This window comes from Nonomuraea sp. NPDC051191 (assembly GCF_044455665.1).
In the GTDB taxonomy this organism is placed as follows: domain Bacteria; phylum Actinomycetota; class Actinomycetes; order Streptosporangiales; family Streptosporangiaceae; genus Nonomuraea.
In genome coordinates this window covers 81,784-108,320 of sequence record NZ_JBITEZ010000031.1, presented here as the reverse complement: position 1 = coordinate 108,320, position 26,537 = coordinate 81,784, and the positions used below count along the sequence as shown (strand labels likewise).

The window sequence follows — 26,537 nt, the reverse complement described above, 5'->3', positions numbered from 1 at the left end:
CCAGCTTCAACCCGGCGTCGGTGACCTCCGGCAACTCCTCGACGCTGACGCTGTCGGTCGGCGCGTCCACCGCGCAGGGCACCTACCCGATCACCATCACGGGCACCGGCTCGACCACGCACACCGCGACGTACACCCTGACGGTCGGCGGCGGCGGCCCCGGCGGCCAGGACCCGCCTGACGTCAGTGTCACCAACATCAAGACGCACCTGGCGCAGCTCCAGAGCATCGCCACCGCGAACGGCGGCAACCGCAGGTCCACCGGCCAGGGCTACCTCCAGTCGGTCTCCTACGTCGAGCAGAAGCTCCAGGCGGCCGGGTACACCGTGACCCGCCAGACCTGCAGCGTCTCCTACTGCACCAGCGGCGCGGGCCCGAACCTGATCGCCGACTGGCCCGGCGGCGACGCCAACCAGGTCATCATGTCCGGCGCCCACCTGGACAGCGTGTCCGCGGGACCGGGCATCAACGACAACGGCTCCGGCTCGTCCACCCTGCTTGAGGTCGCGCTGACCCTGGCCCAGAAGAACCCCACGCTCACCAAGCACGTGCGGTTCGGCTGGTGGACCGACGAGGAGCAGGGCCTCAACGGCTCCGAGGCGTACGTCGCCTCGCTGAGCTCGGCCGACCGCTCGAAGATCAAGGTCTACTACAACTACGACATGGTCGGCTCGCCCAACGGTGGTTACTTCATCAACAACATCACCACCACGGGCGCGTCCTACCTGAAGGAGTTCTACGACAAGCTGAACCTGCAGCCGGAGGAGAACACCGAGGGCGCCAACCGCTCCGACGACGCCTCCTTCCGCAACGCCGGCATCGCCAGCTCGGGCGTGGCGGCGGGCGCGAGCGCCATCAAGACCTCGGCGCAGGCGACCAAGTGGGGCGGCACGGCCAACAGGGCCTACGACTCCTGCTACCACTCCTCCTGCGACACCACCTCCAACATCAACGACACCGTTCTCGACCGGGCGGCCGACGCCGCGGCGTACGCCATCTGGAAGCAGGCGGTCGGCGGCACCACCCAGCCGCGTGACTTCTCGCTCTCCGCCAACCCCGGCTCGGGCACGGTGCAGGCCGGCTCCACCGCCACCACGACGATCGGCTCGACCACCACGAACGGGACCGCCCAGACGGTGAACCTGTCCGCGAGCGGCCTGCCGACCGGCGCCACGGCCTCGTTCAACCCGGCCAGCATCACGTCGGGCGGCTCGTCCAGCCTGTCGATCGCGACCTCGCCCACCACCCCGGCGGGCGCCTACCCGATCACCGTGACCGGCACGGGCGAGACGATCAACCACACCACGACCTACACGCTGACCGTCCAGGGCACCTCGGGCGGCCGGACGTTCACCAACGACACCGACTACCAGATCAGCGACTACGCCAACACCCAGAGCTCGATCACGTCCACGGCGTCGGGCACCGCGGCCTCCCCGGTCAAGGTGTCCATCACGATCAGCCACACCTGCGCCGAGGACCTCGACATCTGGCTCCGCGGCCCGAACGGCACCTGGTACGTGGTCGACGCCTACGGCGGCACCACCTGCACGCAGTACGGCACCAGGACCTTCTCGGTCCCGGTCAGCCAGCAGGCGGCCGGCACCTGGACCCTCGACATCGAGGACGTCTACCTCGGTGACACCGGTTTCCTGGACTCCTGGAGCATCACGGTCTAACCGTCGGACTCAGGGGCAGGGGGCCCCGGCCGGTCATCCGGCCGGGGCTCCTTCACGTCGTTGCGGGTGCGCACGCCGAGCTTCTGCAGCACCCGCGCGACGTGCGTGTCCACCGTCCGCCGCGACAGGAACAGCACCTCGGCGATCTCCCTGTTCGTCCGGCCCAGCGCGACCAGCCGGGCCACCTCGGCCTCGCGGGGCGACAACACCCCGCTGCGGCCCTTCCTGCCCCTGCGCGGCGCGCTGCCCGGCCCGATCTCGCGCAGCAGGTGGCGGCAGCGGGCGGCGTCGTGGGTCGCGCCGAGGCCGGCGTACCGTTCGCAGGCGTCCGCGATCAGGTCCGCGGCGCGGGCCCGGTCGCCCGTCGCCAGCCGGGCCGCCGCCTCGGACTCGGCCGTCCTGGCCACGCTGTACGGCCTGGGCATCGCCTCGTACGCCGCCCGCGCCCTGGCGAAACACCGGGCCGCCTCCTCGTACGCGCCCCGGTCCAGGGCCAGCGAGCCGGTCGCCGCGTCGAGGCCGGCGTGCGCGGAGGGGGCGTCCCGGCCCTCGATGCCCGCCGCGAACTCGGCCACCAGCTCCTCCGCCTCCTCCGCTCGTCCGGCCTTCAGCAGCGCGGCCACGGCCGGCGGCACGAGCTGGTCGCCCCACACCCACATGCCCTTGCGCCGCAGCCTGGCCACCCCCCGTTCGGCCTCGGCCAGCGCCTCGTGCGGGCAGTCGCGGGTCAGGTGCAGCTCGATCAGGCCGCCCGAGGCCACGGCGGCGACCGGCAGGAACCCCGACTCCAGGTCGTTGACCCCCGTCGCCATCAGGTGCTCGGCGGCCTCCTCCCACTCGCCCCTGGCCAGGGCCAGCACGCCCAGCGCCAGCCGGGCGTCCACGGCCAGCAGCGGCGCCTCGGCCGTCATCTCGACCGCCGCGACCGCCCGCTCCCGCAGGCCCTCCCAGCGGCCGGTCAGCAGGGCGAGCCGGATCGAGGACATCTCCACCAGGAACACCGGGTACTGCGCGCCCGTCTCCTCGGCGATGCGCCTGCTCTGGTCGGCGAAGCGCTCGGCCGTCGCGTAGTGGCCGAGCGCGATGGCCGCGTCGAACAGGTTGGCGTAGCCGCGGGCGACCTGCCTGCGCACCGCCGTCGACGGGTCGTTCGCGGGCAGCGTCGCGGCCAGGTCGAAGGCGTCCGCCGAGCCCAGCATCATGGCCAGGCTGATCTTGTTGGCGTGCACGGCGGCGGTCAGCTCGGGATCCTGGTCCTCGACGGTGGCCAGCAGCTTCTCCGCCTGGTTCATCCACTCCTCGTGGGCGGCCAGCGGCTCGTCGCCCCAGGCGGGCATCGCCAGCAGCGCCAGTCCGCGCGCGGCCAGGCTCGGCCGGTCGTGCAGGTCGGGGAGGGCGAGCAGGATCTCCTGGCGGCCCGCGGCGACCACGCCGGCCTGGTTGGACAGCAGCACGCCCAGGTTGAGCCGGGCCTCGCCGCGTACGTGCCGGGACAGGAAGTCCTCGGCCAGCAGGTGGCGCAGCGAGCGCACCACCCGCCGGTAGGACAGCCCGATCGCGGCCACCCTGCTGAGCCGCAGCGCGAGCGGGCCGCGGGCGTCGTGCGGGAGCTTCGGGTCGGCCAGCATGCCGGCCAGCACCTCGACGGCGAGCGGGATGTCGCCCATGGCGGCGGCGTGGTCGGCCGCCGCCGGGCCGTGCCGCTGCCAGGACTCGAAGTCGCCCGCGCGCCTGGCGTGGTAGGCGAGCTGGACGAGCGGCGGCGGGGCGAGGGCCGACAGCGCGCTCACCGCCCGCTGGTGGGTGAGCCGCCGGTCGGGGCCGGGGATCGCGTCGTAGACGGCCTGCTGGGCGAGGGCGTGGCGGAAGCCGTACTGGCCGTCGTGCTGTTCGAGCAGGACGCCGGCCTTCAGCGCCTGGCTCAGCCCGTCGCCCAGCGGGTGGCCGGAGACGGCGGCGATGAGCTGCTCGTCGGCGGGCAGCCCGAGCACGGCGGCGGCGTGCACGGCGTGCAGCGCGGCCGGTGAGAGCCCGGTGAGCTGTTCGGCCATCGCCTCGCGCAGCAGCAGCGGGACGGCCATGCGCTCCAGGACCTCAGGCTCCTCCTCGCCGCCGAGTAACTGGCCCTCGTCGTCGAGCAACGAGCGCACCACCTCCTCGATCACGAACGGCACCCCCGCCGTGCGGTCGTGCAGCTTCGTGACGAACTCGGAGGTCAGCGTCGAACGGCCGAGCAACGCCCCGGTCAGGCTGCGCACCCCTTCGACGTCGAGCGGCGACAGCGAGATCACCTCGCTGCGCACCCCCGGCGGACGCCGGTACGCGCGCCCGAACGGCAGCCCCGGCACCGGCAGCCCCTCCCGGCGGAACGTCACCACCAGCGCGAGCCCCGCCGGCGGCTGGTCGGTGAGGAAGCGCAGCAGGTCACGGGTGCCGTCGTCGGCCCAGTGGAGATCCTCGATCACCAGCACCGCTGGGCCCGCCGCGGCCAGCAGCGCGTGCACCGCGCGGAACAGGCGGTGGCGCTCGGCGCGGGGGTCGTCCAGGGGCGGCGGGGACGGCGCCGGCGGCAGATGCCCGGCCAGTTCCGGCAGGTATCCGCGCAGGGCGCCGGTGACCGGGTTGAGCGTGCCGGTCTCCGGCAGCGCCCCCGCGACGTGCCGCAGGGCGTCGAACACCGGGCCGTACGGGAACGGCTCGCGGATCTGGTGGCAATGGCCGATCAGGACGGTGCGTTCGCCGTCGGGCAACTGGTCGAGCGCGGCTCGGACCAGCCGGGTCTTTCCGATGCCCGCCTCACCCTGCACGAGGATGACGGCCGGAGGGCCGGTGATGGCGTCGGTGAGTGAGCGTAACTGAACGTCACGCCCGATCAACCCAGGAGAAGCCAGGCTTGTCATCGGGGTCTCCGTAACAGTGCAGGTTTACTCCCCCTGTCGGAATACTGTTATCCATCACAGGTCATCGCGGGTCAACCCTCTGTTTTCCGGTCAAATGACATGCCCTTTGTGGCGCCGGTGGTCCCGGCGCCCTCCACCGCCCTGACCCGCGCGGGCGGCGCCTCAGGGGGCGACGGGGGTCTTGCCGTCGCTCGCCGGGGCGGGTTCGGCCAGGTCCACGCTGTCGCGGAGCTTGGTCGGCTTGAGGAACAGGGTGGCGATCACGCCGACCACGGCGATGCCCGCCGAGATCAGGAAGATGTGCCCGGTGGCATCCCCGTACGCGGCCCGGACGATGCCCTTGAACGGCTCCGGCAGCGCCGCGATGTTCAGCGTGCTCCTGCCGCCCGCGGCCGCCTTGGCCGGGTCGATGCCCGCCTTGGCCAGCCCTTCGGCGATGCCCGTCGCGACCCGGTTGGCCAGCACCGCGCCGAGCACCGACACGCCCACCGTGCCGCCCAGCGAGCGGAAGAACGTCACGGCCCCGCTGGCCGCGCCCAGTTCCCGCAGCGGCACGGTGTTCTGGATCGCGAGGACGAGGTTCTGCATCGACATGCCGACGCCCGCGCCGACCAGCACCATCGCGCCGGCGATGAGCACGAGCGAGGTCTCGTGGTCCATCAGGGACAACACCAGGAACCCGACGGTCAGCACGATCGACCCGGTCACGATGTACGGCTTGACGTTCCCGCTCCTCGACACCATGCGCCCGGAGATCGCCGAGGACAGCAGCACGCCGAGCATCATCGGGATCGTCAGCAGGCCCGCCTCGGTCGGGCTGTAGCCGCGGCCGATCTGGAAGTACTGGCCGAGGAAGACCGAGCCGCCGAACATCGCCATGCCCACCGCGAGGCTCGCCAGGATGGCCAGCGCCGGGGTACGGCGGCGGATGACGTGCAGCGGCACGACCGGCTCCTTGACCGCGGTCTCCACCCAGGTCGCGATCGCCAGGACGGCGACGCCGCCGAGCACCATCGCGGCGGTCTGCCAGGACAGCCAGTCGAAGGAGTTGCCGACGAAGGTCACCCAGATGAGCAGCACGCTGACGCCGAGCGCGATCAGCGTGGCGCCGACGTAGTCGACCTTGACGCCCTCGCGGCGCACGTGGGTCACCCGCAGGGTCTTCTGCAGCAGGAAGAAGGCGATCACGGTGAACGGCGCCGCGACGAAGAAGCACCAGCGCCAGCCGAGCCAGGAGGTGTCCGCGATCAGGCCGCCGAGCAGCGGCCCGGCCACGGTCGCGACGGCCATGACGCCGCCGAGGTAGCCGTTGTACTTGCCCCGGTCCTTCGGGCTGATCATCGCCGCGATGATCACCTGGACCAGGACCTGCAACGCGCCCATGCCCAGGCCCTGGAGGGCGCGGAAGGCGATGAGCTGGGCGGTGTCCTGGGCGAAGCCGCAGGCCACCGAGCTGACCATGAAGATCACGATGGAGATCTGCAACAGGAGCTTCTTGCTGAACAGGTCGGCCAGCTTGCCCCAGATCGGGGTGGAGGCCGTGGACGCCAGCAGCGACGCGGTGATCACCCACGTGTACTGCGACTGTGTGCCGTTCAGCGCGCCGATGATCTGCGGCAGCGCGACCGACACGATCGTGCCGCTGATCATCGCCACGAACAGGACGAGCAGCAGCCCGCTCAGGGCCTCCATGATCTGCCGATGGCTCATCTGACCCGGCGGCGCGGCCGGGACGGTCGGTGCGCTCACGCGCGGCCTCCTCTAGTTAAAACAATGCCCAATGGGAAAGTTTGCCTGCTGAGCATATATTCCCGAACGGTAGGCTTGGCGCATCATGGACAGCACCGGCGGGCTGCGCGAGCGCAAGAAGGCCGAGACGCGGCAGGCCGTGCACGAGGCGGCCATGCGGCTGGTCGGCGAGCACGGCCTCGACGCCGTCACCGTCGAGACCATCGCCGACGCCGCCAACATCTCGCGCCGCACGTTCTCCAACTACTTCGCCGGCAAGGAGGACGCCGTCCTCTACGGCGAGGAGCAGCGCATCCGCGACCTGGTCGAGAAGGTGCGCGCCCAGCCGGCCGGCCGGACCGCCTGGCAGGCGCTGTGCGGCGCGATCGACGACGTGTTCGACGAGGTGGGCGAGCCGGCGCGGGAGTGGGCCGTACGCGCCCGCCTGGCCAAGCAGCACCCGTCGCTGCTCGCCCGGCAGCTCGCCAACCACGCGGCGCTGGAGCGCGACCTGGCCGAGGTGATCTCCGAGCGGGAGAGCCCGGTGCGTCCCCGGGTCGTGGCGGCGGGGTTCCTCACGGCCCTGCGTCTCGGGTCGCACCTGTGGGTGGACGAGCGCCAGTCGCGCTCGTTGCGGCAGGTCATGGCCGAGATGCTCGACGAGATGTCCCGGCCCTTCACCTGACCGAGCCGCCCCCTTCCGGGGGAAAGCGCCCGCCCGCGCCCCCTTCCTGGGGAAAAGCGCCCGCCCGCGTCCCCGGGCGGGGAACGCGGGCGGGAGGTCGGCGGGAGGTCAGGAGCAGGTGGTGTTCGCGGGGGTGGCCGCCGGGCCGTCGGCGGTGAAGCCGATCGCCACCGACGCCCCCGGCGCCAGGCTCCTCGCCCAGTCGGGCCCCTTGGCGGTCCAGGTCGTGCCCGACACCGTCACCACCGCGTTCCAGGCGTTGTTCAGGGTGACCCCCGAGGGCAGCGCCCAGGTCGCGGTCCAGTTGCCGATCGGGGACGTGCCGGTGTTCTTCACCGTCACCTCGCCCTGGAAGCCGCCCTGCCAGGCGTTGGTCTGCTTGTAGGCGACCGTGCACTGGCCCGGCGGGTTCACCGTCGGCGACGTGGTCGGGTTGCTTCCGCCCCCGGCCGGCGGGATCAGGTACGGCTGCAGGATGTCCTGCTTGGCCTGGTTGATCGTGGTCCAGTCGTCATTGGCGATGCCGCCGGTGTCGCCCGAGTTCGGGTTCCACGACCAGTACGTGAACGACATGCCGTTCACCCCGGTCCCGGTGTACTTCATGAGCTCCTGGAGCCAGACCTTGTCGACGTTCGAGGCCAGCGTGGTGCCGAACTCGCCCATCATGATCGGCGCGATGTTCTGCCTGTACAGGTAGCCCCAGTACTTGTCCCAGATGGCGGGCATGTTGGCGGGGTAGTCGGGGGCGTCGAACCAGGTCTGGTGGTAGACCGAGGTCGCGTACTCGTGCGGGGAGTAGACCAGGCGGTTCGCCACGTTGAGCCGTACCGGGTACTGGCCGGCCTTCGACAGGTTGCCGCCCCACCAGCCGCAGTCCTCGTCGTTGCTGGGATCGTTGTCCCAGACGTTCGACAGGCCGCCGCTCGGGCAGCTCACGCCCTCGACGAAGATCAGCCAGTTGGGGTTGACGCCCAGGACCGCGTTGCCCGCCCGTTCGGCCGCCAGGCGCCAGTCGCGGGCCTGGTCGCCGCAGCCCCAGCAGGCGCCGGTCGCGGCGGGGTTGGTGCCCTCGGCGTGCGGCTCGTTGTGCAGGTCGGCGCCGATGACCGTGGGGTTGTTCGCGTAGTGCTGGGCCAGGGTCTTCCAGTCGTTGATCCAGGTGCTCTCGGGCGTGGCGCTGACGTACCAGAGCGGGGACTGACCGGCCGCGGTCGGGCGGTGGCGGTCGAGGATGATCCGCATGCCCTTGACGCCCGCGTAGTCCACGACCTTGTCCAGGATCTGCATGGGGGACAGGCCCACCAGGTCGGGGTTGACGTAGTCGTTGATCCCGGTGGCGACGGCCCCCGGCTTGAGCGCGTCGTTCGAGTACGGCACCCGCAGCGTGTTGTAACCCAGCGAGGCCATCTTGTCGATCTGGCTCTTCCAGGGGTTGCTCGACCACAGGCCGTGGAAGGTCTTGTTGTCGGTCTCCATGCCGAACCAGTTGATCCCGGTCAGCCGGACGGTCGCCCCGGTGCTGTCGAGGATCTTGTTGCCGCTGGTGTGCAGGTAGCCGGTCCCTGTGCCGGTCGCCGCGCCCGCCGGGGTGGTGGTCAGCGCGACGGCGACAGCCGCTCCGGCCACCACCGTGGCCAGGGCGGTCAGTGCCGCCTTCGAGGTCTGCATGGGGGTGCCCTTTCCAGGAGGGGAACGCGGCGTCATGCTGGGCCGCCGCGTTCGGGCCCGTCAATGCGAGGACGCCCACCAGCCGTCCTGACCTGCGAGAACGTCTGAAACTTTCATGCCGGAGTAGTGCCAGGTGGAGTACGGGTCCTCGCGGCCGCGCCAATGTGCCCGGACGCGTCCGTCACTTGGATGGTGGTCATGACGATCACGCACATCACGGTCCCCGGGCGCTGGGCGGAGGGGACCGGGCTGGTGCTCGGCCCGGCGCTGCTCCTCGCCGGGGTCCTGCTCCGGCTCGGCGCCGACGACTTCTTCCCCGGCCAGCTCGCCGCCTACGCCGCCGACCCGGGCCGCATGGTGCTCTCCTACAGCCTGTACGCCGCGGGCGCCGTGCTGCTGTGGCCCGCGGTGACCGCGCTCGGCCGGGTGATCGGCGCCGCCCACCCGGCCCTGGCCAGGTGGGGCGTGACGCTGGCGGTGCTGGGGCTGTTCGGCAGGGTGTTCCACGCAGGGGTGAGCCATCTGGCCTTCCAGCTGGTGGACGCGCTTGGCCCGGACGCGGCCCAGCGGGTCGTCGCCGGCACCTACGGGGCCTTCCACGTGTTCAAGGCGGTCAACGTCTGCATCATGGGCGGCTGGCTCGTGCTGGCCGTCGGCGCGTTCCGTACCAGGGCCTTCGGGGCCGGGCCGGTCGGCGTGGCCAGATGCGTCGCGCTGGCGCTGGCGGCCGGGCTGCCGCTCGGCGTGCTCAAGGGCAGCAGCGACCCGATCGCGCTGGCCGCCCTGGCCGGGCTCGCCGTCGCGCTCGTGCCCATGGGCGTCGCGGTGCTGCGGACGGGCCCCGCGCCCCGCTGGTGGGCGCTCGCCCTCACCCTCGCGCTGGTCCCGGTGGCGTTCTTCGTGGGGATGGCGGGCTGACTCCGCTACGCCGGCTAGGCGGTCAGGAGCTTGACGATCGCCACGACCCCGATGCAGACGACCGCGCCGCGCAGCACCGGCGCGGGCAGCCTGCGTCCCACCCGCGCGCCGAGGAACCCGCCGACCGTCGAGCCGAGCGCCACCAGCAGCACGGCCCACCAGTCGACGTCGGCGACCAGCGTGTAGAGGACGGCGGCCGTGGCGTTGACCACGAGCGAGAGCACGTTCTTGGCGGCGTTGACGCGCTGGAGCTCCTCGTCGAGGAAGATACCGAGCAGGCCGATGAGCAGCACGCCCTGCGCCGCCCCGAAGTAGCCGCCGTACGCCCCGGCGGCCAGCACGCCCAGCCACAACCAGGGCCCGCCGTGCGCCTGCCGCGGACGGCTGGCCAGCATCCGGCTGATCCTGGGCTGGGCCAGGACCAGCACGCAGGACAGCCCGATCAGCACCGTGACGACACCCGTGAACGTGCGCTCGGGCAGGTTGAGCAGCAGCAGCCCGCCGATCAGCGAACCCAGCGCGGAGGCCGAGGCCAGACGGAGCAGCCGGCCGCGCTGACCCTGGAGCTCGGTGCGGTAGCCGAGGACGCCGGTCACGCCGCCGGGCACCAGGCCGATGTTGTTCGAGACGTTGGCGGTGATCGGCGGCAGGCCGACGGCCAGCAGCGTCGGGAACGTGATCAGCGACCCGGAACCGACGACGGCGTTGATGCCCCCTGCTCCGATGCCGGCCGCGAAGACCGCGGCCATCTCCCAAGGTGTCATGGCGGGTGACTCTAGTGCGTGGGTCCGGTGCGCTCGCTGGTCAGGTGGGGGTCAGCGGGTGAGGGTGCCCGCCGCCACCAGCCAGTCGACCGCCTCCGCGACCGCCTCCAGCGACGTGTGACGGGGACGGTGGCCGAGCAGGCGTCCGGCCTTCTCCATGCTGCAGTGGGGGCTGTGCGCGATGTGGTCGTGGGTGACGCGGGCGTCCCGCTCCGGCACGGTCTCCCGCCACTGCTCCCACGGCAGGTACGACAGCCGCGCCTCCCTGCCGAACCAGCCCGCCACCGCCTCGGCGTAGCCGCGCAGCGTCAGCGCGGTCACGGCCACCGAGTGGAAGCTCTCGCCCCTGGCGGCGGCCGGGTTGTTCAGCGCGTCCACGAACAGCCGGGCGACGTCGTCGGCGTGGACGTGCTGCACGGTCTCCATGCCCAGGTTGGGCAGCCGCACCTCCGCGCCGTCGGCCAGCGCCTGGAACACCGCCGGGTCGAGGTTGCCCGCCGGGTTGACCGGGATCCAGCCGGGGCCGGTGATGTGCCCGGGATGGACGACCGTGGCCGGGAATCCCTCCCGCGCGGCCAGGTCGAGCAGGTACGCCTCGATGGCGGCCTTCTGCCGGCCGTACTCGCCGATGGGACGCTTCGGGCGGTCTTCGGTCGTCGGGACGCGGGTGCTCGGGCCGTGCACCCAGATCGTCCCGCAGTGCAGGAACTGCCGGACCCGCCCGGCCAGCGCGCCGGCCAGGTGCCGGGCGCTCGCCTCGGTGAAGCAGATGAGGTCGATGACGACGTCGGCCTCCAGCTCGGCGATCCGCCGTCCGAACGTGCCCTCGGCCTCCTCGCTCTCCCGGTCGGCGACCACGGTGGCGACCCGCTCCCACGCGCCGTGCGGCGTGTACGGCCCCCGCCTGCCCCGGCTGACCGCGACCACGTCGTGCCCCGCGTCCACCAGCCGCGGGACCAGGTAGGTGCCGATGTGCCCGCTCGCCCCGATCACCACTACACGCATGCGCCCACCCTAGACCGGCTCACCCCGTACGCCCGATCGCCAGGTCCAGGGCGTGGGCCGCGTCCCGGCCGGACGACGGGCGCCAGGCCACGTGCTGGTCGGGACGTACGAGCGCGAGCGTGCCCGCCGCGTCCGGCAGGTCCACCTCCCGCAGCGGCACGCCCAGCTCGGCCGCCCGCTCCACCAGCACCTTCGCCTCCGGCGACGACAGGTCGCCCACCAGGCTGAACCCGGGCCCGAGCCGGTCGTAGAGCGACTCGCCGGGAGCGAGCCACCGGTGCGGCAGCCGCTCGCCGCACCCGTCCGCCACCACCGGCGACCCCGCGTACGAGTACCCGAGCACCAGGTCCAGGCTGTGGAACTCGTTGTCCTTGGTCCGCCGCACCGCCTCCGCGACGGCCGGGCGCACCCGCGCGAACTCCGCCTCCGAGCCCATCAGCGCGGGATCGGCCAGTTCGGGCGCGAGCGTGGCCATGTTGGCGGCGGCGGACTCGATCGTGTCCGCCGCGATCGGCCGCCGTTCGGCCTCGTAGCTGGTCAGCAGGGTGGCGGGCGCCCATCCGTTCAGTACGGCGGCCAGCTTCCAGCCGAGGTTGACCGCGTCCCCGATGCCGGTGTTGAAGCCGTGGCCGCCGTAGGGCGGGTTCTGGTGCGCGGCGTCGCCCGCCAGGAACACCCGGTCGCCGGCGTACCGGTCGGCCAGCAGCATGCGCGCGGTCCACGGGTCGGTGGCCAGGATCTCGACCTCGACGTCGGCCCCGACCAGGTTGCGCACCAGGCGTACGGGGTCGGTGCCCTCGGCCGGGACGCCCTGGGCGATGCACCACCACAGGTCCTCCAGGTCGAGCCGGCCGAGCATGCCGGGCTGGGCCGGGTTCAGCACCCAGTAGTGCACGGCGGGGCCATGGGGGACCAGGTCGGCCAGGCCGGGCGCGCGGAAGACGACGTTGAAGTTGGGCCTGGCGTCCTGCCTGCCCTCGTAGCGGGCGCCGATGGCGGCGCGCGTCACGCTGCGGGCGCCGTCGCAGCCGACGACGTACGCGGCACGTACCTGACGGGTGTCGCCGTCGGCGGAGGCCAGGTCGGCGGTGACGCCGTCGGCGTCCTCGCGCAGGCCGGTCAACCGCCAGCCGGTGAGCAGCGCGTCACCGGCGGCCTCGCGCAGCACCTCCTCGACGATCGGCTGCGCGACCTGCTGGCCCGGTTCGGCGGCCAGGTCGGAGCCGGCCAGGTCGAGTCCGAAGCAGCCGCCGATCCTGGTGATCTCGCGGCCGAGCAGGCCGGTCGTGAACACCGCCTCGTCCGACCAGGAGACCGCGAGCGGCGAACGGGCGCGCAACGTCCCGGCCAGCCCCCACCTGCGCAGCAGCTCCATCGACCGCGCCGACGTGGTCTTGGCGCGCGGACGCAGCCACGACACGCTCTCGCGCGGTTCGACGACCATGCTGCGCACCCCGTGATGGGCCAGCTCCACGGCCGTCGCCAGTCCTACGGGCCCGCCTCCGGCGATCAGTACCGGTATGTCGGTCTGGCGCACACTAGCTCCCATTCGTCACGGCGATCAGCGGCATACTCCAAGCGCCGCGCGTCCCACGTCAAGCTCGGGCCGAAACCGCCGGCCGGATCACCGAACGGAAACGATCTAGAGGACGGCCGCCGGACTTGTTACGGTCGTTGCATGACTGAGTCCTCGGCGGTGCCGCTGCACATGCGGCGGGTGGAGTTCGATCCGGCCCCCGAGCTGGGCGAGGTGCGCGACCAGGAACGGATCAAGCGCATCGACGCCCTCCTCGGCCTGGAGGCGTGGGTGGTGACCCGGTACGCCGACGTCCGCGAGGTCCTCGGCGACGCCGAACGGTTCAAGCTCGCCAGGCAGGGCGCCGCCCGCATGCCGGGAGCGCCCGAGCTGAGCGAGGAACAGCTCGCCGAACTGCGCGCGGGCAACCTGCTCGGCCAGGACCCGCCCGAGCACACCCGGCTGCGCAGGATGTTGACGCCCGAGTTCACGATCCGCCGGATGAAGCGGCTGGAACCCCGCATCAGGGACATCGTGAACGAGCACCTCGACGCCATGGAGGCCACAGGCTCCCCGGCCGACCTGGTGTCGTCGTTCGCGCTGCCGATCCCGTCCCTGGTGATCTGCGAGCTGCTCGGCGTCCCGTACGAGGACCGGGCCGACTTCCAGCGGCGCTCCGGGCGCATGCTGGACCTGTCGCTGCCGGTCGAGGAGCGGGTGGCGGCGAACTTCGAGTCGCGGGCGTACATGCGCGACCTGGTCACCCGCATGCGCACCGACCCCGGCGAGGACCTGCTCGGCATGCTCATCCGCGAGCACGGCGACGACCTGACCACCAGCGAGCTCGTCGGCATCGGCAACCTGCTGCTGCTCGCCGGGCACGAGACGACCTCCAACATGCTCTCGCTCGGCACGCTCGCCCTGCTGCGCAACCCCGGTCAGCTCGCCCTGCTGCGCAAGGAGCCCGAGCGCATCGACGCGACGGTCGAGGAACTGCTGCGCTGGCTCAGCATCGTCCACTCCGGCACGATCAAGTTCACGTCCAGGGAGGTCGAGCTGGGCGGCCGGACCATCGGCGCGGGCGAGATGATCCTGTGCTCGCTGCCCGCCGCCAACCGCGACCCCGCCTTCATCGCCGACCCCGACACCCTCGACATCACCCGCGGCGCCCCCGGCCACGTCGCCTTCGGCCACGGCGTCCACCACTGCCTGGGCGCGCCGCTCGCCCGCATGGAGATGAAGATCGCCTTCCCCGCGCTCTTCGAGCGCTTCCCCGGCCTGCGCCCGACCGAGGCCACGCCGGAGTTCCGCTCCTTCAACGTCGTGTACGGCCTGACCGCGCTGGAGGTCGCCTGGTAGCGGCGTCCACGCGATTTTGTCGGTGGCGGCGGATAACGTGCGGGTGTCATGCCAACCGAAGCCAGGCCACACGAGCTGATCGGCAGGGACCACCCCGCCGCGCTGCTGCGTGCCGAGGTCTCGCGGGTGATCGACAGCCACGGCGGCCTGGTCCTCGTCACCGGCGAGGCCGGCATCGGCAAGACCACGCTCGTCACCAGCGCCGCCGCCGAGGCCAGGCGCAGGGGCGCCCTCGTGGTCGGCGGCGCCTGCTGGGACTCCGGCAGCGCCCCCGGCTACTGGCCCTGGGTCCAGGTCATCCGCGCCCTGCGCCGCGCGGCCGCCCCCCAGGAGTGGGCCGAGGCCGAGCAGGCGGCCGGGGGCAGCCTGGCCGCCCTCCTCGGCGAGGCGGCGGCGCTCGCCCAGCCGCACATCGACGTCACCGCCGCCGACACCGACCCCGCCTCCGCGTTCCAGATCTACGACGCGGTCACCACCGCCCTGGTGGCGCTCTCGCAGCACCACCCGCTCGTGATCGTCATCGACGACCTCCACGCGGCCGACCCCGCCTCGCTCAGGCTCCTGGAGTTCGCCGCCCGGCAGACCTGGTTCGAGCGCCTGCTCCTCATCGGCACCTACCGCGACGCCGAGGTCGAGCCGGTCGACCACCCGCTGCGCGACCTGCTGTCCCCGCTCGTCGCCAAGGCCACCTCCATCACGCTCACCGGCCTCGACCAGGCCGGGGTGGGCGCGCTCATGGCCCGCACCGCCGGTCACGACCCGCCCGCCGACCTGGTGGCCGAGGTCCACGTGCGCACGGGCGGAAATCCGTTCTTCGTCGAGCAGACCGCCAGGCTGTGGCGCAGCGGCGGTTCGGCCACCGCCGTCGCGCCGGGCGTCCGCGACGCGTTGCTGCGCCGCCTGTCCTTGCTGCCGCGTCCGGTGTCGGAGCTGCTGCCCGCCGCGGCCGTGCTCGGGCGCGAGTTCCACCGCCAGGTGCTGGCCGCCGCCGTGGCCGCCCCCGTCGCACATGTCGACCGCCTCCTCGACCTGGCCGTGATCGCCAAGCTGATGGTGACCAAGGGCGGCGGCCGGTTCGCCTTCGCCCACGACCTGGTCCGCGAGACCCTCTACGACGCCGTCGCCAACGTCCGCGACCTGCACGCGGCGATCGTCCGCGCCCTCGACGGCACCCCCGACCTGGCCCGCCGGATGTTGCCGAGCGACCTGGCCAGGCACGCCTACCTGGCGGGCGACCGCCTCGACCCCGAGCGGGCGATCGACCTCCTCAAGGCCGCCGCCCGCGCCGCCCGCAGCCGGCTCGCCGGTGAGGAGGAGCTCGGCCACCTGCGCCGCGCCCACGAGGTGAGCGCCGCCGCCGGGCCGCGCCGGCGCGTGCTGAGCTGCCTCGACCTCGGCAGAGAGCTGCACCACCGCGGCGAGCGCGACGAGGCCCGCGCCCTGTTCGAGGAGGCCGGCGCCCTGGCCGCCGGCCTCGGCGACCCCGAGCTGACCGCCCGCGTCGCGCTGGTCTTCCGCTCCCACTACGGCCACGACGCCTCGCTCGACCGGCTGCGCCGGGCCCACGCCGGCCTCGTAGGAGAGCCGGTCCCCGACGACCGCCTGGCCCTCGACCTGGTCTTCCACCTCGCCGCCCAGGCCCGCCAGGGAGGCGACGACGACGTCCTGGCCTTCAGCCTGTGGGCCCACCACGACATCATCTGGGGCCCCGGCACGGCGGGCGAGCGCGTGGCCCTGACCGACGAGCTGCTCGCCGTCGCCCGGCGCACCTCCGACCGGGAGCTCGAACACTACGCCGGCGCCCTGCGCTGGGTCGCCATGATCGAGGAGGGCGACCCCCGCTACCTCGCCCAGTTCCACGACTACGCGGCCAAGGGCCGCAGCACCGACGACGCCCACCTCAACGTCACCACGTCCGTCGACGCCAGCATCGTCGCCGCGCTCGCGGGCCGCTTCGCCGAGGCCGAGTCGCTGATGACAGGGCTCTCCCTCGACGACAAGAGCCACGACTTCGACGTCATGCTCGACCACCACCGCTGGGCGATGCTCTGGCTCCAGGGCAGGGTGGAGGAGCAGGAAGACGCCCTGCGCAGGCTCAGGGCCGGCCGCCATCCCGACCGCGGCCTGCTGGAGGCGCTGACCGCCCTGCAGGCCGGCGACGTCGGCACCGCGCTGCGCCACCACCTGGCCGGCGCGGCGGTCGGGCGCATGACCGAACCGCTGTGGCTGCGTTTCCAGGCTGAGCTGGCCGCCGCCACCCGCGACCGGGAGCTGGCCGCCGGGGCGCGGGCCGCGCTGCTGCCGTACCGGGGGCGGTGGGCGGTTTCCTACTACGGGTGGGACATCAGCGGGCCCTACGACCTGTGGATCGCCGTGCTCGACCTGGCCGAGGAGCGGTGGGAGGAGGCGGCCGAGGGGTTCACCCGGGCCTACCGGTCGGCCGACCGCATGCGGGCCCGCCCGTGGTCGGTCCTGGCCCGCGCCCGGCTGGCCGAAGCCCTCCTGGGCGGCGGCGACCCGGGCCGGGCCCGTCCCCTGCTGGAGGAGGTCCGTCGGGAGGCGGCCGAGCTCGGCATGCACCACGTCCTTGACACCCTCCCGGCGCTGCCCACGCCCGACGTCCCCCGGCCCGTCGCCGACGACCGTCCCGCGCCTCCCGAGGCCCCCGAACCGCACGAGGGCCTCGGCCCGCCCGCGGGCGACTTCCGGAAGGACGGCGAGGTCTGGACCCTCGGGTTCGCCGGGCGGCTGGCCCACATGCCCGACGCCAAGGGCCTGCGCGACCTGCACAACCTGCTCGGCCACCCCGGCGCCGACATCCCCGCCGTGCACCTGCTCGCCCCGGAGGGCGGCGACCTCGTGCTGGCCGCCCGCGGGATGGGCGGCGACGCGGTGCTCGACGAGGAGGCCAAGGCCGGCTACCGCCGCCGCCTGTCCGTCCTCGACGACGAGATCGACCGGGCGGCCGAACGCGGCGACGACGACCGGGCGGCCGAGTACGACCGCGAACGAGCGGCCCTGCTGGAGGAGCTCCGCACGGCCGCCGGGCTGGGCGGCCGCTCCCGCCGCCTGGGCGACGAAGCCGAACGCGCCCGCAAGACGGTGACCGCCAGAATCCGCGACACCCTCCGCAAACTCACCCACACCCACCCCGAACTCGCCACCCACCTCCGCGCCACCATCTCCACCGGCGCCACCTGCCGCTACCAGCCCACCACCCCCATCACCTGGCGCCTGTGACGCCTACGACGGGCCGGCCAAGCAGGATGTCGGGTCGGGGCCCGTTGCCCCACGGTGCAGAGTCTTGGGCTACCTAGTTGCGAGTGATGCTCCAAGTGCCGTCCGCCGTGATGGCGGCATACCGGGTGCCAGGAGGAAGGGCGACACGTCCCCTGTACGTGCCGATCTTGTTGACGAGCAGGTCGGTGTATTGGCCGCGATTGTCGAGCGCCCACACCGCGAAGTTGGACTCCCCATCGTGACGAAGCGTCAGGCGACGCAGCCCCTTGCTGGCCGTGGTGAGCCGCAGCACGTCCGAACCCGTTCCTTGCGCGTTGATCGGCCAGTAGCGAGCCTTGGCGAGCGGAAGGACCTGCAGGGTCCAAGGGCCGTCGGCGTTCACGCTCATCGACTGGATCTTGTGAAGGCCGCTGACGTTGAACGCGACCGTGCCCTTGTAGTCGCCGATGACGTTCGCGAGGAGATCCACCTGCTTGCCGCTCGTCGTCAGTGTCCATACGGCGAAGTTGCTTTCGCCTTGGTGGGTCAGCTTCACGACGCTGGGCCTGGACGTGACAGGGATGCGGACGACGTCGTCACCTTCGCCTCGAAGGACACCCGAATGCGCAGTGGCCGCCTGCGCGGGGACCGGTGAGACGAGGAGCGCTCCGGCAAGCGCGATAAGGCCGAGGACAACGCGGGAATGTAAACGCATCTGTGACTCCTGAGCAGAAGGGTACGGACGCGGTTGGACGCGTGATTCCGCGGAACGGTGCACAGCGCGTACGAAGGCTCTCCGAATCGGCGACGCCAGCTGTGAAGACGTAGCAGGGTGACTCTTGCGGAGCCCGCGTTGACGACCAGCACTCATGGCAGCACGGCTTGTAACGAACCCGCCAGGCGGCACCGATGTGCGGGTACGTCCGGTCATCCTCGTTGGAGTCGCCATGTCGTACCCGTACGGGCCGCCGCAGGGGCCACCGCCGGGTGGCTACCGGCCGTCAGGCCCGCCTCCGCACGGGTATCCGCCCCAGAGTCCTCCTCCAGGAGGCTTTCCGCCATCGGGACCTCCGCCCGGTTACGGGCAGGGGTTCCCGCCGCCGCGTCGACCGCCGAAGAAGCACACCGGCCTGAAGGTGGCGGCTGGAATCGTAGGCGGCCTGCTCGTCCTCTTGGTGTTCGCGGCGGTCCTGTCGGGGGGACGTCCGGTGAACGGCAGGGAACGGCTCACTGTGGCCGAACAGCCCTCGAGCAGTTCCGCGGGCCAGGCAGAAGCAGGCGCGCCGGTCGAGGAAGAACAACCCAGCCCGTCGCCGTCGCCGACGATGCAGCCGCGCACGTATCGCGGAGTCGGTGACAAGGTGGTGAAGGTGGGGGAGACCGAGCACGTCCTGCTGGCGACGCTCACGCACCAGGGATCGGCGAACTTCATCGTGCATCCTCTCGACCCTGGAGGAGCGGAGCAGGTGTCCATCGTGAACGAGATCGGCGCGTACCAAGGCACGGTCATCGTGAACGAGGACAACGGCAAGGTGCTTCGCGGCTTCACGATCAAGGCTGACGGGGCATGGACCCTCACGCTCAAACCGATCACGATGGCCCGCCAGTGGACGGGGTCACGTATATCGGGCCGCGGCGACGACGTGCTGCTGTTGTCCCCGGCGAGTTCGGGCCTGAGCACGGTGAAGGCCGATCATTCGGGCAGCAGCAATTTCATCGTGCACTCCTACACAGAAGAGATGCAGAACGGGCTGATCAACGAGATCGGCTCTTACCGTGGCGAGGTGCTGCTGCCGGACGGCACGCTTCTGGTGACGATCCACGCCGACGGCCGGTGGGCATTCACACGATCCTGAAAGGCCGAGTCGCACACCCTTGCCGACGCAGCAGAGCGGGCGCGAAGGGCATCGGATGCCTTCTTCGCGCCCGCTCTTCGAGCGTGGGGGCTACTTGCGGTTGTAGAGGCGCATGGTCAGGGTGCCGAAGACGGCGATGAGGAGGACCGACGCGATCAGGACCCAGGCCAGTTCGGCCATGTCCGGGGTGCCGGCCATCAGGGAGCGGACGGCGGCCACCAGGCGGGTGATCGGGTTGACGTTGACGAAGATCTGCAGCCAGCCGGGCATCGTGGCCGGGTCGACGTAGACGTTGCTCAGGAAGGTCAGGGGGAACAGGACGAGCATGCTCACGCCCATCACCGACTTCTCGCTCCGCATGAGCAGGCCGAACATCGTCCACACCCACGAGAAGGCGAAGGAGAAGCCGAGCAGCAGCACGATCCCGGCCAGCACGCCCGTGACGCCCCCCTGCGGACGGAACCCCAGGGCCAGGCCGACCGCGAGGATGACCGTCGAGGCCATGGTGTAGCGCAGGACGTCGCCGAGGAGGTAGCCCACCATGGTCGAGGGACGCCAGATCGGCAGGGTGCGGAAGCGGTCGAACACCCCCTTCTCGATGTCCTTGTTGACCTCGACCCCGGTGTACATGGTGATCATCACGACGCTGCTGACCATGATTCCCGGAAGCAGGAACTGCAGGTAGTCCGTCGGGGAGCCGGCCAGGGCGCCGCCGAACAGGTACGTGAACATCAGCGTCATCATGAGCGGGAAGGCGGTCACGTCGAAGAGCTGCTCGGGCACGTGCTTGATCTTCAGGATGGCCCGCCAGCCGAACGTGACCGAAGCCGACCAGGCGCTCGGCCGCGGCGGCTTCGCCGCGGGGGCCAGCACGGTGCCGAGCACGTCGGCGGCGGGGGAGTAGGTCGTGGCGGTCTCGGTGGTGGCGGTCATGCTGCGGCCTCCCGGTCGGTGGCGGACTCAGTGGCGGTCTCGGTGGCGGGCCCAGTGGCGGGGTGGTCGGTGAGGGCGAGGAAGACCTCGTCCAGGCTGGGCTGGCCGAGGGAGAAGTCGTCAACGACGATCCCGGCCTCGGCCAGGCGGCCGAGCGCGCGCGAGGCCTGCTCGGCGGCAGCGGCCTCGCGGCCGTTCCCGGCGATGCGGGCGGTGAGCGACACGGGGTCGGCGTCCAGGTAGACGGGCGCGTCGAGGGTCTGGGCCAGCAGCCGTTCCGCTTCGGGACGGGTGCCGGGGTCGCGCAGCCGTACGTGCACCGAGCCGGAGCCGACCGACGACTTCAGCTCGCCCGGCGTGCCCTCGGCGATGACCCTGCCGTGGTCGATGACCGCGATGCGGCCGGCCAGCCGGTCGGCCTCCTCCAGGTACTGGGTGGTGAGCAGCACGGTGGTGCCGTGGGCGACGACGATGCGGACGATGTCCCAGACCTGGTTGCGGCTGCGCGGGTCGAGGCCGGTCGTCGGCTCGTCGAGGAAGAGCAGGTCAGGCGTGTTGAGGATGCTGGCGGCGATGTCGATGCGCCGCCGCATGCCGCCCGAGTACGTCTTGACCTGCCGCCCGGCGGCCTCGGTCAGCCCGAACGCCTCCAGGAGCTGCGCCGCCCGGTCTCTGGCGGCCGGCTTGCGGTGGCCGAGGAGGCGGCCGAGCAGGATCAGGTTCTCGGCGCCGGTCATGTCCTCGTCGACGGAGGCGTACTGGCCGGTCAGGCTGACGCGGCTGCGCACGGCGTCGGCCTCGCGCACCACGTCGTGCCCGAACACGGTGGCCTCGCCGCCGTCCGGCCGGAGCAGGGTGGCCAGCATGCGGACGGCGGTGGTCTTGCCCGCGCCGTTGGGGCCGAGCACGCCGTAGACGGTGCCGGCCGGCACCTCCAGGTCGAGGCCGTCCACGGCGCGGTTGTCGCCGAAGACCTTGACCAGGCCGGAGGTCTGTATCGCCAGGTCTCGCATGGGTGTTCCTCTCATGAGCAGTACGGCTGGGCGTGCCGGGCGTCCCGCAACGCCCGTCCCCACCAGGTGAGCTGGTCGAGCATGGCCGCGACCGCGGGTACGCGGTCGTCGGTGTCGTACGGTTCGCCGCTCCCGGCCACGTCGTCCCCCAGCAGGTCGAGACCTACCCAGTCGCGCACCGTCACGACGTGCAGGGCGGAGAAGACAGTACGGAGCTGCTCGACCGCGTACAGACCGGACGATCCCGAGCCGTAGGCCACGAAGCCGACCGGCTTGGCCTGCCATTCGTCGTAGGCGTAGTCGATCGCCTGCTTGAGCGAGGCCGGGAAGCTGCGGTTGTACTCGGGGGTGACGACGGCGAAGGCGTCGGCCTCGCCGACGGCCGCGGTGAAGCGGCGCATCGAGGGGCTGCTCTGCTCGGGGTAATGGCCGGGGAAGGCGTAGTCGGCCAGGTCGACGAGGCTGACCGCCAGGTCGGGACGGTCACGGGCACGGCCGGCGAACCACTTCGCCACCGTCTCGCCCATCCGCCCGACGCGGGTGCTTCCGATGATCACCGCGAGGCGGAGCGGTACGGCGCTCCCGCCGGCGGTGTGCTCTTCGCTCGCCATCGTCCACCTCCCTCGGCCCGTTGCGGGCTCTCACACAGGAGGCGCGAGACGGCCGCCAGAAGGTCGCTAGACGGGATCTAGCGGGCCGTCAGGCGGCGGGTCTGAGCACGTAGCCGACGCCGCGCAGGGTGTGGATCATCGGACGGCGGTCCGCGTCGATCTTCCGGCGCAGGTAGGAGATGTACAGCTCGACGATGTTGCCCTGGCCGGCGAAGTCGTAGGCCCACACCCGGTCGAGGATCTGCGCCTTGCTGAGGGCGCGTCCCGGATGGCGCATGAGCAGCCGCAGCAGCTCGAACTCGGTCGGGGTCAGCCGGATCTCCTCGCCGGACCGCCGTACCTGGCGGGTCTCCTGGTCCAGGGTGAGGTCGCCGACGGCCAGCGGGGCGGCCGAGCGGCGCAGCAGGCCGTGCAGCCTGATCACGACCTCGTCCACGCTGAACGGGCGCGTCACGTAGTCGTCGGCGCCCGCGCGCAGCCAGGACGCCCGGTCGGGCGGGGAGTCCGGCGGGGTCAGGAAGAGCACCGGCACGCCGGGCAGCGCGGCCCGCAGGCGGGGCAGGAGCCGTCCGCCGGTCGTGGCGTCCAGGACGATCGCGCGGGGACGGAAGCCGCGTACCGCCTTGAGCGCCTCGCCGCCGCGCAGGCTTCGCACGTCCCAGCGGCGCATCGCGCGGGAGAGGGACTCGCCGAGCGGACGCTCGTCCACGACGAGGACGGCGTACGAGCCGCGCGCGGATCCGGGCGAGACGGTCGAGGCGGTCGGGTGCATGCCGGGAACGATGCCGGACGTGCATGAGGTTTGTCTGAGGACCGCTTGTGAATCGCATGTGAGGCCCTGGGACAAGCAGAAGGGCCCGGCCGGGGCCGGGCCCTTCTCATCCCTTGAAGCGCGATCACCAATACCGCCGCTACCCGGAATGTGCGGCATATCACCTGGGTGAGTCGGTTCTTTGAATAGACCTTGACTGGGGTCTAGGTTCTAGGCTGCCCTCATGAGCAGAATTCTGGTGACCGGCGCGACCGGCAACGTGGGCAGGCATGTCGTCTCCTCCCTGGCGGAGACGGGGCACGAGGTGCGGGCGCTGGTCCGCGACCCGGCCAGGGCGGTGCTCCCCGAGGGGGCCGAGCCCGTACGCGGGGATCTGGCGGACTTCGACTCCCTTGGGCCCGCCCTGCACGGCGTGGACGGTGTGTACCTGATGTGGCCCGGCATCCCCGTCGATCCCCGGGTGGTGACGACGGTGGCCGAGCGAGCCGGGCAGGTCGCGTACCTGTCGGCGGACGTGACCGACCTGGAGGACGGCGAGCCGGCCACGATCTACCACCAGGAGATCGAACGGCTGATCAGGGCGTCTGGGACGCGGTGGACGTTCGTCCGGGCCATCGACTTCGCCACCAACACGCTGGCCTGGGCCGACCAGATCCGGCAGGGCGTGGTACGGCTCCCGTACGGCAAGGCCGCCAGATCGGTGATCCACGAGCGGGACATCGCGGACGTCGCCGCCCACGTGCTCACCACCCCCGGCCACGACGGCGCCAAGTACCTGATCACCGGCCCCGAGTCGATCACCCAGGAGGAGCTGGCGCGGACCGTCGGCGAGGTGATCGGACGCGAGGTGCGCTGGGAGGACCTGCCGCCGGAGGTCGCCCGCGAGCAGTTGACGGCCGCCTGGGGGAATCCGGCGTTCGTGGAGGCCCGGCTCAGGGCGTGGGAGTCGTTCACACACACCCCCGAACGCGTGACCGGCACGGTCGAGGAGCTGCTCGGCCGGCCCGCGCGCACGTTCCGCACCTGGGCCCACGACCACGCGACCGACTTCCTCCCCGCCTGACGTGAAACGCCCGGGGGCTACGGGGTCAGGCTCACCGCGGCGATCGTCTCGCCCAGGTCGTCGAGCAGGTCGGCGACCACCGGGCCGGCCCGCAGCCGCCAGGCGAGCGCCTGCAGGCCGTGTCCCGGCACCGGCACCTCCCGCCCGCCCAGCCTGACGGTCTCCACCTCGGCCGACAGCCGCAGCAGCCCGTAGGCCACCCACCGCTTCGGCCGGGGCAGCCAGCGGCCCGCGTTGGTGTCGAAGCGCCCGTTCTCGTCGGTCAGCGCGTGCTCCTTGAGCACCGAGACCCCCTGCCGATGGGCCAGCAGGTCGTCGCTGCGCACGGCCGACCTGCTGTCGCCGGCGCGCAACGCCCAGCGTCCGCGGTGGAGTGACAGCAGCCAGACGTCCACCCAGGACAGGCCGAAGCCGTCCAGGCGGGCGAAGGCGGTCGCCGCGATCCGGTCGCCGACGTACAGGGAGGCAGGGGTGAAGCGGAAGCGTCCGCTCAGGTTGCCGGGCAGGGACCTCGGCAGCCCGTGATCGATGAGTCGCAGGCTCTCGACGGCGGGGTTGTACCCAAAATCATGAGTACGTTCCACTGACTCACCATACACACGGACGGCCCGGATGAGACGCGCGCTTTGTTCCTGATTGATGAATGATGATCCTCATGGACGGAATTGAAGCTTCTGACCGTCGGCGGGCCCTGGTGCTCGGGGGCGGCGGCGTCGCCGGCATCGCGTGGGCGACCGGCGTGCTGGCCGGGCTGGCCGACGAAGGCGCGGACGTACGGGACGCCGACCTGATCGTGGGCACCTCCGCCGGGTCGGCCGTCGGTGCCCAGGCCCGCAGCGGGTTGACCGTCGAGGAGCTGTTCCAGCGGCAGGTCGACCCCGCGCTGCAGGCCAGGGAGATCCCCGCGGTGTTCGACGCCGCCTCCTTCGCCGGCAGCCTCCAGGAGATCCTGGCCGGCGCCCACGACCGGGACGAGCTGCACCGCCGCATCGGCGCCTGGGCGCTGAAGGCCCCCACGCTCGGCGAGCCGGAACGGCGGGCGGCGGTGGCCTCCCGCCTGCCGGAGACCGGCTGGCCGCAGCGGCCGCTCGTGCTGGTCGCGCTCGACGCGGTGACCGGAGAGACGCGCCTGTTCGACCGGGCGTCCGGGGTGGAGCTGGTGGACGCGGTGGCGGCCAGTTGCGCCGTGCCGGGGGTCTGGCCGCCGGTCACCATCGAGGGCCGCCGCTATGTCGACGGCGGCGTGCGGTCCAGCGACAACGCGGACCTGGCCGCCGGTTTCGAGCGGGTGCTGGTGGTGTCGCCGCAGCCGCCGGGCGCGCCCGCCTCCCCCTGGACGTCGCTCGAACAGGAGGTGGCCCAGCTGCGCAAGGAAGGCTCCACGGTCGAGGTCGTCAGCCCGGACGAGGGAGCCGTCGCGGCCATGGGCCCCAACCCGCTCGACCCCGCCGTACGGTCACCGGCGGCCCACGCGGGCCGCGAGCAGGGCCGGCGGGTGGCCGCCGCCGTCCACAGCATGTGGACCTAGCCGGGCGCACCCGGGCGCCCTGGTGGCGGCAGGTGTGACCAGGGCGCACAGGGGCACCGGAGGCGGATGGGGATGGTGACGGTGTCGTCCTGGCGGGAGCTGGACGACGCGATCGGCGCGGCCGGCCACGGCGACGGGCCGGCCCACGCGCACTCGCCGCTGGTCTTCCGCGGCCTGGCGAAGAGCGCGTACTCGCACGTGCACAGGCTCGCGCGGCTGGCGGGCGACTACGCCACCCTAGAAGCCCACTTGATACGAAATTTTAGAAAATACGCGCACAGAGCCGCCCCCGGCCCGACCGTCTGGGACTGGCTGGCCCTCGGCCAGCACCACGGCCTGCCCACCCGCCTCCTGGACTGGACCTTCTCCCCGCTGGTCGCCCTGCACTTCGCCACCGCGTCCTGGCCCGGCGAGGACGCCGTCCTGCTGGCCGTCGACTGCGCGGGCGCGCACCGCCTGCTGCCCGAGCCGCTGCGCGAGGTGCTCGACGGCGAGGGCGCGCTGCTCTTCAGCACCGAGATGCTCGCCGAACGCGCCGCCGGTCTGGCCCGCTTCGACGCCCTCGGCCGCGACCGCCCGTTCGTGGTCTTCTTCGAGCCGCCCTCGCTGGACGAGCGCATGGTCAACCAGTCGTCGGTGTTGTCGGCGATGTCGGGGGCGACGTACCAGCTCGACGACTGGCTGGCCGCCCATCCCGGGCTGTGGCGCGGCTGGTCGATCCCGGCCGAGGTCAAGGTCGAGATCCGGCGGCGGCTCGACCAGGCCGGGATCACCGAGCGGGTGCTGCTCGGGGGCCTCGACGGCCTGGCCGAATGGCTGCGCCGCTACTACTCGCCGGGCAGCGTCGACGTGCCCGCGGGCGGCTCCAGCATGGCCGGCCCCGAGCGCCCAGGCCAGCGGGAGGGCCGTATGAACGACTGACCGCGTCACCTGGACAGCGTGTCCCGCACGGCCTCCTCGGTGCGGCCGATCACGGTGTGGCCGTCGTCGGCGGTGATGATCGGCCGCTGGATGAGGACCGGGTGCGCGGACAGCGCGGCGATCCAGCGCTCGCGGGCGTCCGGGTCGCGCGGCCAGGCGTCGAGATCCAGCTCGGCCGCGACCGGCTCGCCCGTACGCGTGATGTCCCACGGCTCCAGCACGAGCCTGGCCAGGACGGCGCGCAGCTCGTCGGGCGACGGCGGGTCCTCCAGGTAGCGGCGGACCTCGTAGTCGGCCGCCTCGGCGTCCAGGATCGACAGGGCCGAGCGGCACTTGGAGCAGTCGGGGTTGATCCAGATTTCCATGACGCCGAGGTTCTCACGCTTGGGCGCCCCGGCG

The 26,537-nt window shown here is 72.2% G+C and carries 22 protein-coding genes; 9 read left to right on the top strand and 13 right to left on the bottom strand.

The genetic code is table 11. The features are described from left to right. Positions 1–1,679, top strand: a 1,679-nt coding sequence (locus ACIA8R_RS50735) for a M28 family peptidase (RefSeq protein WP_364099644.1), incomplete at its 5' end; no start/stop codon positions are given. On the opposite strand, the gene ACIA8R_RS50730 is transcribed toward ACIA8R_RS50735, so the two are convergent. Continuing rightward, positions 1,676–4,579, bottom strand: coding sequence for an AAA family ATPase (locus ACIA8R_RS50730; protein WP_364099641.1), 2,904 nt, complete (start codon positions 4,577–4,579; stop codon positions 1,676–1,678). The two genes, ACIA8R_RS50735 and ACIA8R_RS50730, sit on opposite strands and share 4 nt — an antisense overlap. Before the next feature lie 162 nt (positions 4,580–4,741). Beyond that, a complete protein-coding gene (locus ACIA8R_RS50725) occupies positions 4,742–6,271 on the bottom strand; it encodes an MDR family MFS transporter (RefSeq protein WP_397045229.1) in 1,530 nt (509 codons plus the stop codon). A 142-nt stretch (positions 6,272–6,413) separates the two neighbouring features. On the opposite strand from ACIA8R_RS50725, the gene ACIA8R_RS50720 reads away from it, so the two are divergent. Continuing rightward, positions 6,414–6,992, top strand: a complete 579-nt coding sequence (locus ACIA8R_RS50720) for a TetR/AcrR family transcriptional regulator (protein WP_397045227.1) — start codon at positions 6,414–6,416, stop codon at positions 6,990–6,992. Between the two features lie 108 nt (positions 6,993–7,100). Here the strand turns inward: ACIA8R_RS50720 and ACIA8R_RS50715 are convergent, their stop codons facing one another. Next, on the bottom strand, positions 7,101–8,660 hold the full coding sequence (locus ACIA8R_RS50715; RefSeq protein ID WP_397045225.1) for a cellulase family glycosylhydrolase: 1,560 nt from the start codon (positions 8,658–8,660) through the stop codon (positions 7,101–7,103). A gap of 198 nt (positions 8,661–8,858) precedes the next feature. Between ACIA8R_RS50715 and ACIA8R_RS50710 the strand changes: the two genes are divergently transcribed. After that, entirely contained in the window at positions 8,859–9,578 is a 720-nt protein-coding gene (locus ACIA8R_RS50710; protein ID WP_397045223.1) for a hypothetical protein, read from the top strand. A 14-nt stretch (positions 9,579–9,592) separates the two neighbouring features. Here ACIA8R_RS50710 and ACIA8R_RS50705 read toward each other — a convergent pair whose 3' ends face one another. Genes ACIA8R_RS50705 through ACIA8R_RS50695 form a run of 3 tightly spaced genes read right to left on the bottom strand, consistent with a single transcriptional unit; the run spans position 9,593 to position 12,884 of the window. Continuing rightward, entirely contained in the window at positions 9,593–10,342 is a 750-nt protein-coding gene (locus tag ACIA8R_RS50705) for a sulfite exporter TauE/SafE family protein (protein WP_357706877.1), read from the bottom strand. 51 nt (positions 10,343–10,393) lie between these two features. Continuing rightward, positions 10,394–11,347, bottom strand: a complete 954-nt coding sequence (locus ACIA8R_RS50700) for an NAD(P)-dependent oxidoreductase (protein ID WP_357706876.1) — start codon at positions 11,345–11,347, stop codon at positions 10,394–10,396. 19 nt (positions 11,348–11,366) lie between these two features. Then, positions 11,367–12,884, bottom strand: coding sequence for an FAD-dependent monooxygenase (locus ACIA8R_RS50695; protein WP_397045220.1), 1,518 nt, complete (start codon positions 12,882–12,884; stop codon positions 11,367–11,369). A gap of 141 nt (positions 12,885–13,025) precedes the next feature. On the opposite strand from ACIA8R_RS50695, the gene ACIA8R_RS50690 reads away from it, so the two are divergent. Further along, positions 13,026–14,222, top strand: a complete 1,197-nt coding sequence (locus tag ACIA8R_RS50690; RefSeq protein ID WP_357706874.1) for a cytochrome P450 — start codon at positions 13,026–13,028, stop codon at positions 14,220–14,222. Between the two features lie 48 nt (positions 14,223–14,270). Beyond that, positions 14,271–17,462, top strand: coding sequence for an ATP-binding protein (locus ACIA8R_RS50685; RefSeq protein WP_397045218.1), 3,192 nt, complete (start codon positions 14,271–14,273; stop codon positions 17,460–17,462). Between the two features lie 73 nt (positions 17,463–17,535). Here ACIA8R_RS50685 and ACIA8R_RS50680 read toward each other — a convergent pair whose 3' ends face one another. Continuing rightward, complete coding sequence (locus ACIA8R_RS50680; protein ID WP_397045216.1) at positions 17,536–17,997, bottom strand: hypothetical protein; 462 nt, start codon at positions 17,995–17,997, stop codon at positions 17,536–17,538. 652 nt (positions 17,998–18,649) lie between these two features. Between ACIA8R_RS50680 and ACIA8R_RS50675 the strand changes: the two genes are divergently transcribed. Continuing rightward, positions 18,650–19,297: a hypothetical protein gene (locus tag ACIA8R_RS50675; protein ID WP_397045214.1), complete on the top strand. Its 648-nt coding sequence runs from the start codon at positions 18,650–18,652 to the stop codon at positions 19,295–19,297. A gap of 90 nt (positions 19,298–19,387) precedes the next feature. On the opposite strand, the gene ACIA8R_RS50670 is transcribed toward ACIA8R_RS50675, so the two are convergent. From ACIA8R_RS50670 to ACIA8R_RS50655, 4 genes are all read right to left on the bottom strand, one after another. After that, positions 19,388–20,230 (bottom strand): ABC transporter permease, encoded by an 843-nt coding sequence (locus tag ACIA8R_RS50670; RefSeq protein WP_364099615.1) that lies wholly within the window; start codon positions 20,228–20,230, stop codon positions 19,388–19,390. After that, positions 20,227–21,243, bottom strand: coding sequence for an ATP-binding cassette domain-containing protein (locus tag ACIA8R_RS50665; RefSeq protein WP_357706869.1), 1,017 nt, complete (start codon positions 21,241–21,243; stop codon positions 20,227–20,229). The genes ACIA8R_RS50670 and ACIA8R_RS50665 overlap by 4 nt, the downstream gene beginning before the upstream one ends. An 11-nt stretch (positions 21,244–21,254) precedes the next feature. Next, a complete protein-coding gene (locus ACIA8R_RS50660) occupies positions 21,255–21,854 on the bottom strand; it encodes an NADPH-dependent FMN reductase (protein ID WP_397045211.1) in 600 nt (199 codons plus the stop codon). 88 nt (positions 21,855–21,942) lie between these two features. Continuing rightward, a complete protein-coding gene (locus ACIA8R_RS50655) occupies positions 21,943–22,626 on the bottom strand; it encodes a response regulator transcription factor (RefSeq protein WP_397045209.1) in 684 nt (227 codons plus the stop codon). Between the two features lie 223 nt (positions 22,627–22,849). On the opposite strand from ACIA8R_RS50655, the gene ACIA8R_RS50650 reads away from it, so the two are divergent. Then, on the top strand, positions 22,850–23,689 hold the full coding sequence (locus ACIA8R_RS50650; RefSeq protein WP_397045207.1) for an NmrA family NAD(P)-binding protein: 840 nt from the start codon (positions 22,850–22,852) through the stop codon (positions 23,687–23,689). Between the two features lie 17 nt (positions 23,690–23,706). On the opposite strand, the gene ACIA8R_RS50645 is transcribed toward ACIA8R_RS50650, so the two are convergent. Next, complete coding sequence (locus ACIA8R_RS50645) at positions 23,707–24,273, bottom strand: hypothetical protein (protein ID WP_364099600.1); 567 nt, start codon at positions 24,271–24,273, stop codon at positions 23,707–23,709. Positions 24,274–24,344: 71 nt separating this feature from the next. Between ACIA8R_RS50645 and ACIA8R_RS50640 the strand changes: the two genes are divergently transcribed. Together ACIA8R_RS50640 and ACIA8R_RS50635 are read left to right on the top strand one after the other, a co-directional pair. Next, positions 24,345–25,217, top strand: coding sequence for a patatin-like phospholipase family protein (locus ACIA8R_RS50640; protein WP_397045205.1), 873 nt, complete (start codon positions 24,345–24,347; stop codon positions 25,215–25,217). Positions 25,218–25,283: 66 nt separating this feature from the next. Further along, a complete protein-coding gene (locus ACIA8R_RS50635; protein ID WP_364099594.1) occupies positions 25,284–26,138 on the top strand; it encodes an FRG domain-containing protein in 855 nt (284 codons plus the stop codon). Between the two features lie 5 nt (positions 26,139–26,143). Here the strand turns inward: ACIA8R_RS50635 and ACIA8R_RS50630 are convergent, their stop codons facing one another. Next, complete coding sequence (locus ACIA8R_RS50630) at positions 26,144–26,503, bottom strand: ArsC/Spx/MgsR family protein (RefSeq protein ID WP_397045203.1); 360 nt, start codon at positions 26,501–26,503, stop codon at positions 26,144–26,146. Positions 26,504–26,537: the final 34 nt, after the last annotated feature.

Excerpts from the sequence above, each read along its gene's own strand:
- ACIA8R_RS50655 (WP_397045209.1), bottom strand. The coding sequence starts at position 22,626 with ATGCACCCGACCGCCTCGACCGTCTCGCCCGGATCCGCGCGCGGCTCG.
- ACIA8R_RS50705 (WP_357706877.1), bottom strand. The coding sequence starts at position 10,342 with ATGACACCTTGGGAGATGGCCGCGGTCTTCGCGGCCGGCATCGGAGCA.
- ACIA8R_RS50630 (WP_397045203.1), bottom strand. The coding sequence starts at position 26,503 with ATGGAAATCTGGATCAACCCCGACTGCTCCAAGTGCCGCTCGGCCCTG.
- ACIA8R_RS50715 (WP_397045225.1), bottom strand. The coding sequence starts at position 8,660 with ATGCAGACCTCGAAGGCGGCACTGACCGCCCTGGCCACGGTGGTGGCC.
- ACIA8R_RS50720 (WP_397045227.1), top strand. The coding sequence starts at position 6,414 with ATGGACAGCACCGGCGGGCTGCGCGAGCGCAAGAAGGCCGAGACGCGG.
- ACIA8R_RS50725 (WP_397045229.1), bottom strand. The coding sequence starts at position 6,271 with ATGGAGGCCCTGAGCGGGCTGCTGCTCGTCCTGTTCGTGGCGATGATC.
- ACIA8R_RS50650 (WP_397045207.1), top strand. The coding sequence starts at position 22,850 with ATGAGCAGAATTCTGGTGACCGGCGCGACCGGCAACGTGGGCAGGCAT.
- ACIA8R_RS50730 (WP_364099641.1), bottom strand. The coding sequence starts at position 4,579 with ATGACAAGCCTGGCTTCTCCTGGGTTGATCGGGCGTGACGTTCAGTTA.
- ACIA8R_RS50690 (WP_357706874.1), top strand. The coding sequence starts at position 13,026 with ATGACTGAGTCCTCGGCGGTGCCGCTGCACATGCGGCGGGTGGAGTTC.
- ACIA8R_RS50710 (WP_397045223.1), top strand. The coding sequence starts at position 8,859 with ATGACGATCACGCACATCACGGTCCCCGGGCGCTGGGCGGAGGGGACC.
- ACIA8R_RS50670 (WP_364099615.1), bottom strand. The coding sequence starts at position 20,230 with ATGACCGCCACCACCGAGACCGCCACGACCTACTCCCCCGCCGCCGAC.
- ACIA8R_RS50660 (WP_397045211.1), bottom strand. The coding sequence starts at position 21,854 with ATGGCGAGCGAAGAGCACACCGCCGGCGGGAGCGCCGTACCGCTCCGC.
- ACIA8R_RS50640 (WP_397045205.1), top strand. The coding sequence starts at position 24,345 with ATGGACGGAATTGAAGCTTCTGACCGTCGGCGGGCCCTGGTGCTCGGG.
- ACIA8R_RS50665 (WP_357706869.1), bottom strand. The coding sequence starts at position 21,243 with ATGCGAGACCTGGCGATACAGACCTCCGGCCTGGTCAAGGTCTTCGGC.
- ACIA8R_RS50685 (WP_397045218.1), top strand. The coding sequence starts at position 14,271 with ATGCCAACCGAAGCCAGGCCACACGAGCTGATCGGCAGGGACCACCCC.
- ACIA8R_RS50700 (WP_357706876.1), bottom strand. The coding sequence starts at position 11,347 with ATGCGTGTAGTGGTGATCGGGGCGAGCGGGCACATCGGCACCTACCTG.
- ACIA8R_RS50635 (WP_364099594.1), top strand. The coding sequence starts at position 25,284 with ATGGGGATGGTGACGGTGTCGTCCTGGCGGGAGCTGGACGACGCGATC.